This is a genomic window from Reichenbachiella sp., assembly GCF_965233835.1.
Lineage (GTDB): Bacteria > Bacteroidota > Bacteroidia > Cytophagales > Cyclobacteriaceae > Reichenbachiella.
Window position 1 is genome coordinate 1,099,242 of the sequence record NZ_OZ247585.1, and the last position, 13,451, is coordinate 1,112,692.

At 41.0% G+C, this 13,451-nt stretch carries 12 protein-coding genes; 7 read left to right on the forward strand and 5 right to left on the reverse strand.

What is annotated here, in order from left to right; genetic code table 11:
• Positions 1–3 precede the first annotated feature (3 nt).
• Positions 4–714, reverse strand: a complete 711-nt coding sequence (locus ACO6S2_RS04680) for a 30S ribosomal protein S16 (protein ID WP_422361362.1) — start codon at positions 712–714, stop codon at positions 4–6.
• Positions 715–942: 228 nt separating this feature from the next.
• Here ACO6S2_RS04680 and ACO6S2_RS04685 point away from each other — a divergent pair, with 228 nt between their 5' ends.
• The 4 genes from ACO6S2_RS04685 (at position 943) to ACO6S2_RS04700 (ending at position 8,032) form a co-directional block, all read left to right on the forward strand.
• A complete protein-coding gene (locus tag ACO6S2_RS04685; RefSeq protein ID WP_422361363.1) occupies positions 943–3,657 on the forward strand; it encodes a 2-oxoglutarate dehydrogenase E1 component in 2,715 nt (904 codons plus the stop codon).
• A 36-nt stretch (positions 3,658–3,693) separates the two neighbouring features.
• On the forward strand, positions 3,694–5,196 hold the full coding sequence (gene odhB, locus ACO6S2_RS04690; RefSeq protein WP_422361364.1) for a 2-oxoglutarate dehydrogenase complex dihydrolipoyllysine-residue succinyltransferase: 1,503 nt from the start codon (positions 3,694–3,696) through the stop codon (positions 5,194–5,196).
• 96 nt (positions 5,197–5,292) lie between these two features.
• Positions 5,293–6,687, forward strand: coding sequence for a dihydrolipoyl dehydrogenase (gene lpdA / locus ACO6S2_RS04695; protein WP_422361365.1), 1,395 nt, complete (start codon positions 5,293–5,295; stop codon positions 6,685–6,687).
• 136 nt (positions 6,688–6,823) lie between these two features.
• A complete protein-coding gene (locus ACO6S2_RS04700) occupies positions 6,824–8,032 on the forward strand; it encodes a YncE family protein (protein ID WP_422361366.1) in 1,209 nt (402 codons plus the stop codon).
• Between the two features lie 56 nt (positions 8,033–8,088).
• Here the strand turns inward: ACO6S2_RS04700 and ACO6S2_RS04705 are convergent, their stop codons facing one another.
• The 3 genes from ACO6S2_RS04705 to ACO6S2_RS04715 all read right to left on the reverse strand — a co-directional run bounded on the left by ACO6S2_RS04705 (position 8,089) and on the right by ACO6S2_RS04715 (position 10,214).
• Complete coding sequence (locus ACO6S2_RS04705) at positions 8,089–8,439, reverse strand: DoxX family protein (RefSeq protein ID WP_422361367.1); 351 nt, start codon at positions 8,437–8,439, stop codon at positions 8,089–8,091.
• 39 nt (positions 8,440–8,478) lie between these two features.
• Entirely contained in the window at positions 8,479–9,573 is a 1,095-nt protein-coding gene (locus ACO6S2_RS04710; protein ID WP_422361368.1) for a BT_3928 family protein, read from the reverse strand.
• A gap of 89 nt (positions 9,574–9,662) precedes the next feature.
• Positions 9,663–10,214 carry a DUF1599 domain-containing protein gene (locus tag ACO6S2_RS04715; RefSeq protein WP_422361369.1) on the reverse strand — a complete coding sequence of 184 codons (552 nt, stop codon included), beginning with the start codon at positions 10,212–10,214 and terminating at the stop codon, positions 9,663–9,665.
• A gap of 155 nt (positions 10,215–10,369) precedes the next feature.
• On the opposite strand from ACO6S2_RS04715, the gene folP reads away from it, so the two are divergent.
• The 3 genes from folP to ACO6S2_RS04730 all read left to right on the forward strand — a co-directional run bounded on the left by folP (position 10,370) and on the right by ACO6S2_RS04730 (position 12,676).
• Positions 10,370–11,209 carry a dihydropteroate synthase gene (gene folP / locus ACO6S2_RS04720; RefSeq protein WP_422361370.1) on the forward strand — a complete coding sequence of 280 codons (840 nt, stop codon included), beginning with the start codon at positions 10,370–10,372 and terminating at the stop codon, positions 11,207–11,209.
• Positions 11,210–11,211: 2 nt separating this feature from the next.
• A complete protein-coding gene (cdaA, locus tag ACO6S2_RS04725; RefSeq protein WP_422361371.1) occupies positions 11,212–12,117 on the forward strand; it encodes a diadenylate cyclase CdaA in 906 nt (301 codons plus the stop codon).
• Positions 12,118–12,184: 67 nt separating this feature from the next.
• Positions 12,185–12,676, forward strand: coding sequence for a DUF4293 domain-containing protein (locus ACO6S2_RS04730; protein WP_422361372.1), 492 nt, complete (start codon positions 12,185–12,187; stop codon positions 12,674–12,676).
• Positions 12,677–12,748: 72 nt separating this feature from the next.
• On the opposite strand, the gene ACO6S2_RS04735 is transcribed toward ACO6S2_RS04730, so the two are convergent.
• Positions 12,749–13,423, reverse strand: coding sequence for a toxin-antitoxin system YwqK family antitoxin (locus ACO6S2_RS04735; RefSeq protein WP_422361373.1), 675 nt, complete (start codon positions 13,421–13,423; stop codon positions 12,749–12,751).
• Between the last annotated feature and the right edge of the window lie 28 nt (positions 13,424–13,451).

The window sequence follows — 13,451 nt, forward strand, 5'->3', positions numbered from 1 at the left end:
AAATTATTCAGCGGCCTTGTCTTCTTCCTTAGGAGCCTCTTCAGCAGGTTTTTCTTCCGCTGCAGGTGCTTCTTCTTTGGCTTCAGCTTTTGGTGCTTCTTCCTTTTTCTCCTCTACTGCAGGAGCTTCTGGAGCTGCTTCCGCTGCTGGTGCCTCTTCAGCTGGAGTTGCTGCTTCGGTTGCAGGTGCTTCCTCTTCAGCTGGAGCTGCTGCCGCCTCTGCTTCTGCTTTAGCTGCTGCTTCGGCTTCATCGATTGCTAGTCTTTTCTTAGCAATTTCTTCAGCTCTTGCTGCATTCACTTTAGCTTCTGCTTCAAGCTTGGTTTTGTTAGCTGCATCTTTAGCTTTCGCTAATGTGTCAACTTTACCTTGAACCTTCGCTTCTTTCTCTTTCATCCATGCTTCGAATTTCTTGTCAGCATCTTCTTGAGTAATAGCACCTTTGTTCACACCTACTTGTAAGTGCTTCTTGTACATCACACCTCTATATGAAAGAATAGCTCTTGCTGTATCGGTAGGTTGCGCTCCATCCATAACCCATTTGAATGCTCTTTCTTCATCGATGCTGATGAAAGCTGGGTCAGAGTTTGGGTTGTAAGAACCTAACTTCTCGATAAATCGGCCATCACGTGGCGCACGGGCGTCTGCTACGACTACATCGTAAATTGCCTGTTTTTTTCGCCCTCTGCGGGCTAGTCTAATTTTTACTGCCATTTTATATGGTATAGTTTAAATGTTGTGGATCACGTCCACTTGTATTAAAAAGTCCGCAAATGTAGTGCTTTTTTCGGAATTTATTAAAAAAGCGTAGAGCAATGAAAAATGCATATGAGAAAATAAACGAAATTTCGGTTTATTTGCATATAACTGGATACACGACTATACGGTTTTTAAATATATATTGAGGGTGTTATATTTGTGCCAGCAAAGATAAAATAACCAATGGATAAATATTCTTATATCGCGAATGCCCACAGTGGAGTGATCGACGATATGTACCAATCTTATAAAACTGACCCCAATTCGGTTGATGTTTCATGGCAACGTTTTTTTGAAGGCTTTGAGTTTTCCCTTCAAAAGTATGGTGAAGAGGGTGGCGATGCCGCTGGTGTTTCGAGTAAAGAATTAGCGGTTCGAGACTTGATTCATGCTTATCGCTCACGTGGCCATTTAAAATCTAATACTAACCCTGTTCGACAAAGAAAGGATAGGAGGGCTCTTCTGGAAATTGAAGACTTCGGTTTGACAAAGGAAGATTTAGATACAGAATTTGAATGTGGGAACATCATTGGTATTGGGAAGGCTTCTCTGAAAAAGATAGTAGCTTCTCTAAAGGATATATATGAAGGGACTGTTGGGTTCGAGTTTATGTATATCAGAAAACCTGATATTCTAGAGTGGTTTAAAGAAAAAGTTGAAAGAGAAGCGCTGAATTTTAATCCTCCTGTTGATGAAAAGAAACAGATTTTATCTAAGCTCAACGAAGCGGTGGTATTTGAAAATTTCCTACATACTAAATATTTAGGTCAAAAGAGATTTTCGCTAGAAGGTGGCGAGACTACAATTCCAGCATTAGACGCAGCGATCAACAAAGGTGCTGAGCTTGGAGTAAAGGAAGTGGTTATGGGCATGGCGCATCGTGGCCGACTCAATGTGTTGGTAAATATCATGGGCAAGACTTATGAGCAAGTCTTTAACGAATTTGAGGGTGGATATGTGCCAGATCAAACCATGGGTGATGGTGATGTAAAATATCATATGGGATTTTCATCTCAGGTGGTTACACCTTCTGGGAATACTGTGGACTTAAAATTAGCTCCAAACCCATCCCACCTTGAGGCGGTTAACCCAGTAGTTGAGGGATTTGCTAGAGCAAAAATCGATGGATTGTATGAGGATGACAATTCTAAGATCATGCCTATACTTATTCACGGAGATGCAGCCATTGCAGGTCAAGGCATAGGGTATGAACTGGTTCAAATGTCCAAATTGGAGGCTTATTCTACGGGAGGCACTATCCACTTTGTGATCAACAACCAGGTAGGCTTTACAACGGACTTTGATGAAGCAAGGTCCAGTATATACTGTACTGATTTAGCTAAAACTGTCGATGCACCCGTACTGCACGTGAATGGTGATAATCCTGAAGCTGTAGTTTTTTGTATGAAAATGGCGGTAGAATATCGTCAGAAATTCAAGAGAGATATTTTCGTGGATATGGTTTGTTATAGACGACATGGTCATAACGAATCCGACGAGCCGAAATTTACACAACCATCGCTTTACAATAAGATTTCCAAGCACGCGAATCCAAGAGAAGTATATAATAAGTCTCTGATTGACAGAGGCGATATCGACGCTGGATTGGCGAAAACTATGGATAAGGAATTTAAGGCAATGCTTCAGGACCGCTTGAATCAGGTGAAGCAAGATAAATTGCCTTACACTTTGCAACAAAGTGAGAAAGAGTTCTCAGAAATGAGACTCTCCAGACCTGAAGATTTTGATGAGTCGCCTGACACTTCGATCACACAAAACGTGGTGAAGGCAGTAGGTGAAGCTATGATGCAAGTGCCGAAAGGTTTCAAGCCATTGAAGCAAATCGACAAAGTGCTGAAACAACGCAAGGAAATGTTCTTTGATAAAAAGGAACTGAATTGGGCTTCAGCTGAAATGCTAGCTTATGGTTCATTGCTGCTTGACAATAAGACAGTAAGAATTTCAGGTCAGGATACAAAAAGAGGAACTTTTTCTCACAGACATGCCGTGGTGAGAGACATGAATACCAACGAGCCGTACAGCTTTTTGGATCATATTGAAGGTTCTAAAAAAGATTTCAAAATTTACAACTCGTTACTTTCTGAGTTTGGCTGCATGGGATTCGAATTTGGCTATGCCATGGCTGACCCAAATGCAGTTGTAATTTGGGAAGCGCAGTTTGGTGACTTTGCTAACGGTGCTCAAGTAATGGTTGATCAGTTTATCTCCTGTTCGTATACGAAGTGGAGAAGAATGAACGGCTTGGTGTTACTATTGCCACATGGCTATGAGGGCCAAGGGCCAGAGCACTCTAATGCACGACCAGAGCGATACTTACAGTTGGCCTCAGGTAACAACATGTACATCTGTAATTTGACTACACCAGCCAACTACTTTCATATGATCAGAAGACAGCTGGCCATGCCATTCAGAATGCCATGTATTTTGATGTCACCAAAATCATTGTTTAGACATCCGTTGGTAGTTTCTAAACTGGATGAATTTACCAAAGGCAAATTCAGAGAGGTGATCGGTGATGATTATGCTGATCCAAAAAAGGTGAAGAAAGTATTGCTATGTAATGGTAAGGTGTACTTCGATTTGCTCGAAAAGCAGCAAGCTGATAAAAGAAAGGATGTTGCCATCATCAGAGTTGAACAACTGCACCCATTCCCTAAAAAACAGGTAATGGCTGAATTGAAGAAATACAAGGTGGACATGGTTCACTGGGTGCAGGAAGAGCCAGAAAACATGGGAGCATGGTCATTCATTCTTCGAGTATTCAGAGAAGTGACTAAGGATGTGATTTCGCGTAAAGCGGCCGCATCACCAGCTACAGGATATGCTAAAGTGCATAAGCAAGAGCAAGAAGACTTGGTAAACAAGGCCTTTTCTTAAATTCAAACGAGACTTAAAAAATTTAACAATAAAGAAATGATTGAAGTTAAAATACCAACCGTTGGTGAATCGATAACCGAAGTAACGGTATCGCAATGGACCAAGCAGAGTGGTGACTACGTGGAAATGGACGAAGTCATCTGCGAATTGGAATCAGACAAGGCAACTTTTGAATTGAATGCAGAGGCCGCAGGGATTCTAACCATCAAAGTTGAAGAAGGAGAGACTATCGAGATTGGCACTGTGGTTTGTACCATAGATGAATCCGCATCTGCCGGTGCTTCTGAATCTGCACCTAAAGCAGAGGCAGCTTCTGCTCCGTCTGAAGCTCCAGCTTCTGGTGGCAAAACTGGGGAGACATTAGAAATGAAAGTGCCAACTGTAGGTGAATCGATCACTGAAGTGACCATTGGTACTTGGATGAAGCAAGATGGCGATGTGGTAGAGTTGGATGAACCGATTGCAGAAATAGAATCTGACAAAGCTACATTTGAATTGGCCGCTGAGGCTCGAGGCGTATTGAAAATTGAGGCACAAGAAGGTGATACCATCGAGATTGGTGCTTTGATCTGTAAAATAGAAGTGATGGATGGAGCGGCAGTCGGCACTGCGGCACCTGCTCAGACATCAACTGGCGATTCAGGTTATGCTGCTGGACATCCGTCTCCTGCCGCTTCAAAAATATTAGCTGAAAAAGGGATTCCAGCAAGTGAGTTAACTGGATCAGGAGTTGGCGGTCGAATCACTAAAGAAGACGCTCAGGCTGCTCAGAAGTCAGCACCTGCTACTAGTGCCCCAGCCAAAGAAGCTGCACCAGCTGTGCCTGCCTTTGGAGGAGGTAGAGAGCAGACTAGAAAGAAGCTGACTCCTTTGAGAAAAACAGTTGCCAAGCGATTGGTTTCTGTGAAGAACGAAACGGCGATGTTGACTACTTTCAATGAAGTGGACATGAAGCCGGTGATGGACCTTCGTAAAAAATACAAAGAGGCTTTCAAAGACAAATATGAAGTAGGTCTTGGATTCATGTCGTTCTTCATCAAAGCAGCATGTCAGGCCTTACAAGAATGGCCAGCGGTGAATGCGCAGATAGACGGAAACGAAATCGTGTACAATGATTTCTGCGACGTGTCGATAGCTGTATCTGCACCGAAGGGATTGGTAGTGCCAGTAATCAGAAATGCCGAGTCACTTTCGTTTAATCAGGTGGAGAGCGAAGTGGTTAGGTTGGCGAAGAAAGCCAGAGACAACAAGTTGAGTATTGACGAAATGCAAGGCGGAACTTTTACGGTAACAAACGGAGGTATCTTCGGTTCTATGTTATCTACGCCGATAATCAACGCACCACAATCTGCGATCTTGGGTATGCACAACATAGTAGAGCGGCCAGTTGCGATCAACGGACAAGTGGAAATCAGACCGATCATGTACTTGGCGCTTTCTTATGATCATAGAATTATCGATGGACGAGAATCTGTGAGCTTCTTGGTTAGAATCAAGGAATTGTTGGAGGACCCTGCTCGATTGATGCTGGGAATCTAATCTGTATTTAGTAGGTAGTATTTAGTCCTAAGACTAGATCTAAATTTTAAAAATCAAATACCAAGTGCTAGGTACTTGGTACTAATTCTTCACAATATGAAATACGATGTAACAGTAATAGGATCTGGACCTGGAGGATATGTGGCAGCGATACGTTGCGCACAGCTAGGCATGAAGGTGGCTATTGTAGAAAAATATAACTCACTTGGTGGAACTTGTCTGAATGTTGGCTGTATTCCGTCTAAAGCTTTACTTGATTCTTCGCATCATTTTCATGATGCGGAACATACTTTTAAAGAGCATGGTATTGATATCAATGCTCCGAAGGTTAACTTCAAGCAAATGATCGCCAGAAAGGGTGATGTGGTTAAGGCCAATACTGACGGCATCCAGTTTTTGATGAAGAAGAACAAAATTGATGTTTTTCATGGTCATGGCTCATTTGTGGATAAAAATACCGTCAAAGTAGCTGGTGAGAAGGAAGAAACTATTTCTACTGACAAGGTGATCATTGCAACAGGTTCTAAGCCTTCTTCATTACCTTTTATCAATATTGATAAAAAGAGAGTGATCACAAGTACTGAAGCTTTGGAGCTGAAAGAAATTCCGAAGCACATGATCATCATCGGCGGTGGTGTGATTGGGTTAGAGCTTGGCTCCGTCTATAAGAGATTGGGGGCTGAGGTGTCCGTAGTAGAATTTTTTGATCGCATTGTACCAGGTATGGACGGAACCATGTCCAAAGAATTGACCAAGTCATTAAAGAAATTGGGTATGAAATTTTACCTGAAGCACAAGGTGACTGGAGTAGAAGCTAAAGGCAAAAATGTGACAGTGAAAGCGGATACGCCTAAAGGAGAAGTGTTAGAGCTGAAAGGCGACTATTGTTTGGTATCTATTGGCCGAAGAGCCTATACCGATGGCCTCGGATTGGAGAATGTGGGTATCTCTACGGATAAGGCTGGAAGAGTAGAAACTGATGACCATTTGAGAACTTCAGTTGATAATATATACGCCATTGGCGATGTGGTGAAAGGTGCGATGCTGGCGCATAAAGCTGAAGAAGAAGGCGTACTGGTAGCTGAGCAACTGGCCGGACAGAAACCGCATATCAATTACAACTTGATCCCTGGTGTGGTTTACACTTGGCCGGAAGTAGCAGGAGTTGGTCAGACTGAGGAGCAGTTGAAAGAAGCTGGCAAGGCCTATAAAGTAGGGTCATTTCCATACAAGGCTCTCGGAAGAGCTCGTGCCAGTATGGATACAGACGGAGTAGTGAAAATATTAGCTGATAAGGTTACGGATGAAATCTTAGGTGTACACATCATTGGTGCAAGAGCAGCAGATATGATTGCGGCAGGTGTTACGGCTATGGAGTTTAGAGCTTCTGCTGAAGATGTATCTAGAATGTCACATGCGCACCCTACCTACATGGAAGCAGTGAAAGAGGCTTGCTTGGCCGCTAGTGATGCTCGGCCGATACATATGTAGTTTGAAAATAATGTAAAGTGATACCAGCTTCATAGGGGCTGGTATTTTTTTGTCTACAAAATATAATGCAACATAGTTGCATTAATTGATTGATGAGCTTTTATTTGCAACATTATTGCATTTAAAAACTTATAACATGATTAAGAAAATTATCCCGATGGGTTTATTGGCCATTGGGACATTTGGATGTTCTGAAGACAATGAAATGTCTCATGCTGAAGCAGAAGAGTTTGAAGGTATTGGTGTACTTATTTCAGATGCAGAGTCCCAAGATTTACATTGGTACAATCACCATAACAAAAGTCAAGAGACATTTGAGTCCAAGCACGCTAAACCAAGGATCTATCGAACCGGTTCCGGTCGCTATGCCGCCATTATACATAGGGACGAAAGTTTGGTAGAATATTTTGATAGTGGATTGGAACTACATGGCAATCATGTGGACGAGCTCAACGAGCCTGGAATTGGTCCAATGACCGGTGTAGGTGGTAAACCAACTCATTTTAAAAGCAGTCACAACCTACTGCTTGCCTTTAATGATGAGGATGGAACTTTACTTATGGCGGATGAGGCTGATGTTTCTGAAAACGGAGCGAAGATGACCGTGTTGGATGCCGGTTTGACGCCACATCATGGAGCCATGGCCATTTTTGATAATGGCAATATCGCCGTCACAAAAAAGACTGGTGACATAGAGGGTAGTTTGCCTGAGCAAGTGCAAATTATTGATCAAACAGGAGCTATGGCTCACGAAGCTACGATAACGACCAATGGTATTCATGGAAATGCCGGTGACGGTAATCATGCGGTCTTTGGTTCGGCTTCGGGTATTTTGGTGGTCACTCAAGATGGGGCACAAAAACTAATCGATCATCCCGATTCATTTGGAGATTCATGGTTTGGTAGCATATTGTCAACTCAGTACGATGGTGTGTTTGTAGGTTATACTTCGGACCATGGAGTATACCTGATCGATGTAGAAAGTGAAACGCTTACTCCCTTGTTTACTTACTCAGGACTCTTTCGCTGCGCAATGGATGTAGATGGTAGTCATGTACTAGTCTTGCTTGAAACCGGCATGCTTCATGTACTTAATGTGTCCGATCAGACGGAATCTGCTTCAGGTGCTGTTATCTCGGCCTTTGAAAAACCATCTGGTGGACATGGTGCCGTTTACCCAAGCCTAGCGGCTAGTTCCAGGTACGTCTATGTTACAGACCCAGACAATGGTCAATTAATTGTAGCCAATCTACAAGATCTAGAGGATATTGAAAAGGTGCCTATTTCATCTAAACCATACAGTCTTAGCCTGGTGGGGCATGAATCAGAAGTAGGGCTTCATTAAAGACCCAGTTCATTTTTAGTTCAAATCAAAGTCGGTTCGTTTTGCGAATCGACTTTTTATATCCTTCGGCCAAAAATGTAGGAAGAGCAGAGTAATATTAGAGCAATTACAGCTCCAAAATGCTCGCCATCTTGAATGTTCCAATGAGCAAAGAACGCCAGCGCAAAGTCGAAAAAGAATCCTGCATAGGCCCATTCTAAAAGCATTTTAGATCGACGAGTTAAAATGGCTATAACTCCTAAAATTTTGGCAAATGCCAACGGGTACACCAGGTAGTCTGGATAACCAAATGAGATGAATAGACTTTTGATTTCTGCGGTATTGAACAAATACATACCCGCGGACATGAGCATCATAGCACTTAACAATCCAGAGGATACCCAGTATATTATTTTATCTCTTTTCATTATTTTATTTTTTTAAATGGGAAGCTCTGCTTCGGTTTTTTACAATTTTACTAGATTCAAAACCTGACTATAATTCGGCACATCATTATAATGCCACTTTCCTTTTACAGTTCCGTTTGATAACAACCATAGACCAGGGTTTGACCTTGTGATGGTTTTTAGAACAGTAGCATCTGTGTAATAATAAGAAATGTTCAATCCTGCTTCTTGTTGAAAAGATTCAAAGGTTGAGCCGTCCGAGGCGGTCAAAGCATAAATTTCTATTTTGTCCCCCAGCGCCTTAATCAAATTGTTGAAAGCTGGTATGCTCGACTTTTCTGATTTCGAAACATCATACAAAATCACAAACAGTTTATTACCTTCAAAAACTTCTGATGTGAAATCACCATCATCATTCCAAACCCCAAAATCCGTGATTTTAGGAGCGGCCTCTGGGTTCAAATGATTCATCGCTACAAACTTGTAGGCGGGATCTGTTGGGTAACTTTCAAATTTGAATTCTTGTCCGTCCTTTTCCATCACATATTCATATATGTATTCCGCAGATGGCTGCATTTCTGTGGGTATGTGATTGCCAATTTTATACGCTCTGAAATCGATAAATGGTAAGTGAGCTACTGCATATAGTGCTAAACCCAAAGACAGAACTAACGACCCACCCACTATGAAATGACCTTTTTTTTCCGCTGCTTCAGATTGAGGGTCATGTTGACTTAGGTACAAGAAAACAATCATGATTAGAAGGACAATGTCCTTAATGAAGGACTCCCATGGAGTAAGCTTGATGGCATCCCCAAAACAGCCACAGTCTGTCACGCTATTGGTAATAGCAGACCACCCAGTAAGAAAGGTAAAGAATACAATGATCGCTAAAAGGGCTTTCAGCGTCCAATTCTGCTTGTAGTTAATGATCAATGCAATTCCAAGTACGACTTCCAGAACAACCATGAATATTGAAATCGGAAGGGCAAACGGAACAAATAAGTGGAAGAAATTGGCAATTTCTAGAGAGAATATCTCAAAGTATTCCTCCATCTTGATCGCCGTACCTACCGGATCATTCACTTTGATCAATCCTGAAAAAATGAATAATCCTCCAACGAAATATCTTACAAGAGTCAATGCTAGTTTCATGCGCTGATTGTTTTAGGTGCTAAAGTTAATGAAGTATCTGTACGTCTTTTTTGAGCTTCCGGTCAATAACACGTATTTAACAATTGGAATTATTGCTTGTTTGTAAATCCCATCAAAATCAAACAAAAAACAGAATAGTTGATCATGTCTTGATAATTCGCTTCTACACCTTCGGAAATCAGGGTTTGGCCTTGATTATCTTCTATCTGTTTGGTCCTCAAAATTTTCATCAAAATGATATCCGTCATGGAAGACACGCGCATATCCCTCCAGGCCTCACCGTAGTCATGGTTTTTATTGGCAAGTAGGTCACATGTTTCATTGGCTATGTCATCATATAGTGGCTCCAGGGTTTCATATGGTATTTCTAAGCCTTCTTCACCATTCATGCGAACTTGCATAACCGCCATGATGCAATAGTTGATAATTGCTACAAATTCACCAGCAATATCTTCCTGAATTTTTTGTTCCCCTTTCTCCTGAATTGAACGAATCCTTTTTGCTTTAATGAAAATCTGGTCGGTCAAAGATGAAGCTCTTAAAATCCGCCAGGCCGTACCGTAATCCTTAGTTTTCTTTTCAAAAATGTCTTTACAAGCCTTTATAACTTCAGTATATTCGCCTACTGTTTTTTCTTCCACTATTGCGTCTGATTTTATTGAAATGAACGGCTAAAATTAAGGTGTAAATAGCTGGCAACAAATTTTTTATTGTCATTTCGGTGGAGAAGAAATCTAATTGAGAAATGAGTCCCAAGTCGAAGGTAGTGTGTACCAACGCTGATAATTTGCAATTCATGACTGAGTCTAAATTCATAAATGTAAAAGGAAAACTGATGGCCCTGTCGTCTCCCAAGGTGATGGGAATTATTAACCTTACGGCTGATTCCTTTTATGACGGTGGAAAGATCAAATCTGATAAAGATTTGTTGAGCAAAGTAGAAAAAATGATGGAGGAAGGCGTGGATATTTTGGATGTTGGGGCGTACTCCAGTAGGCCAGGAGCGGTAGATATTCCAATGCGGGACGAATGGGATGCAGCCGTGGATGGTATTGATAGTATTCTGAAGCACTTTCCCGAAACCATCATCTCCATAGATACCTTTAGGGCTACCGTAGCTAAAGGAGCATTGGAACATGGCGCTTGCATCGTTAACGATATATCAGGAGGAAACTTGGATGAAGGTATGTTTGACCTATTGGCGGAGATGAATGTACCTTATATCATGATGCACATGAAAGGTAATCCGCAGACCATGGCTAATCTTACCGACTATGATCACATGGTTTCGGAGATTATTGATTATTTTAATGCCAAGGTCAAAACCTTGAGAAAACGAGGCGTTAAGGATATCATTATTGATCCAGGTTTTGGTTTTGCAAAAACTAAAGAGCAAGGTTTTGAGTTATTAAATAAGTTGAGCTTGCTGAAAATATTAGAAGTGCCTATGCTGTGCGGCGTATCTCGTAAATCGATGATATTTAAAGAATTGGGGATCACTCCAGACGAGGCACTCAATGGCACGACAGCACTAAATATGGCTTGTTTAATGAATGGTACTTCTATTTTGAGAGTACACGATGTGAAGGAAGCCAGAGAAACAATCAGGCTTTACGAAGCGATGACAAAGAATTAAAAATGATATTAGGATTTCAAATAGGGTTTTTGGAAATAGGTTGGGTAGATGTCTTCGACATTCTATTTGTCAGCTTCTTCTTGTACCATGTGTATAAGCTGATGAAAGGAAGTGTGGCCATAAAGATCTTCCTTGGATTCTTATTCCTCTATTTAATTTATCTGGTGGTTAAGGCTGTGGACATGGAACTTCTCAGTATTATACTTGGCCAGTTTATGGGTGTAGGAGTTATTGCAGTGATCGTACTTTTTCAGCAGGAGATCAGAAAGTTTTTGTTGCTACTTGGAAAAACTACAGTTTTTGAAGAGGGCAATATTCTTAAAAATGTCCAACAATTTTGGCAGGAGAAGTATGACAAAAACCACCTGGATGTCTCTCCCATTATAGACGCCATCAAAAACATGGCAGGTTCCAATACTGGCGCACTAATCGTATTTTCAAGAAGCTCGGAGTTGAAGTTTTTTGCTGACTCCGGAGATAGACTGGAAGCTAAAATTTCCAAGAGGCTGATCCTAGCGATATTTAATAAGCTGTCTCCACTCCATGATGGCGCTATTATTGTCAATAACAACCGAGTAGTAGCAGCCAGGTGTATTCTACCTGTATCGGAGCGAGATGATATTCCTGCTCAGTTTGGTCTTCGGCATCGTGCGGCACTGGGAATGTCCGAAACTACCGACTCACTGGTAGTCATTGTCTCTGAAGAAACAGGACAACTGACAGTGGCTAGAAGCGGAGAGTTTGAATACAATCTCTCTACTCAGGAAATACGTTCTCGAATCAACGAATATCTTAGCAATTTGGATGAAGCCAAAAATGAAAGTTTGATGGCGAAAGCGATAAAAACCGAACAAAAAGAGAAGGCGCCTAAGGAAGAATCAACGAAATCAGAACTCTCGATAGACTGATCAAATTCCATTTTCAATTCTAGATATTGAGAAACAATTCTCTACTTTTGCCCAAATTTTAAACCTTATGATACAAAGAGTTCAATCTATATTTCTATTTGGCGTGGCGGCCTGTATGATTACCATGTTATTTTTCCCTATCTGGAATAAGCTAGATGGCGAGAAAAATGAGTTGGTAGAATTGACCGCTTTGAAATTTTCTCATACCAAAAAAGACATTGAAACTGGTGAAATAGCAGTAATCACTGAAGGTCAAACCTTCTATATTGCCATCCTAGCTCTATTGGCAGCGGGCGTCGCACTTTATTCAATTTTCAAATATGACAATCGCTTACTTCAGATGAAGCTTGGAGCTCTAAATTCACTATTTATGGGTGGTGCCATGGGGCTCATCGTGTACCATGTTTATCAGGCCGAGCGCATGATTGCGCCTACACAGCAGGGCAATTACCTATTTGCCTTTTATCTGGGTGTATCTGCTTTGTTGTTCAATTTGCTTTCTAATCGTTTTATCCGGAGAGATGAAAAATTGGTAAGGTCTGCGGATCGTATTAGGTAATCTGCCAACCTTCCCTCATATTTAGTTGACAGTTATTGATTGATATAAGTAATATATCCTACCAGAATTGATTCATTCGGCTTTCTCGAATTTAAAGTGATACCTTGCCTCAAACGTGCCTTCGGGATTTTTAACTTCATACAATACTCCTGATAATTTTGTTTGACTTGAATCTAATTTATAGACATATTTTAAACTATCTGCGTTAACATAACCTAAAGTATCAATCAAGTTTCCAATGGAATCAATATTCCCAATACCCAAGAATATACTTGCATCATCAAATTCTGTATGTGTCAGCTCAATTTCAACACTATGAGTTGCAGAATCGTAGGTAGTTTTTATAGGCAAGTTACTTGCAATTAAATGCCCTTCTTGGGAGTATGTTTTTCCATAAACGGCCGTGTCTTGAACAAAATATAGTTTCCTATACAAGTTCCCATTATCATAATATTCCAAGCATGTTCCATATCTCCTTCCACCTATTAGCGTCCCCGAATATTTGACTTGTCCGTTTGAGTGAAATTGTCTAAAACCTCCTTCCATGATATCGTTAACAACATTAATGATAGATATTACATTACCTGATGAGTCATATTCAATAAACTGTCCATTCCTCTTACCATTTTTAATTGGCACCTCAAATTTGATATTTCCATTCTTGTAATACTTGACTTCTTTCGAATCCTTGCAACCAAGAAAGACTAAAGGTAATAGCGGAAAGAAAATTATTAATAATCTTAGCATATTCTATTTCTGAAAATCAAAGTTCAAA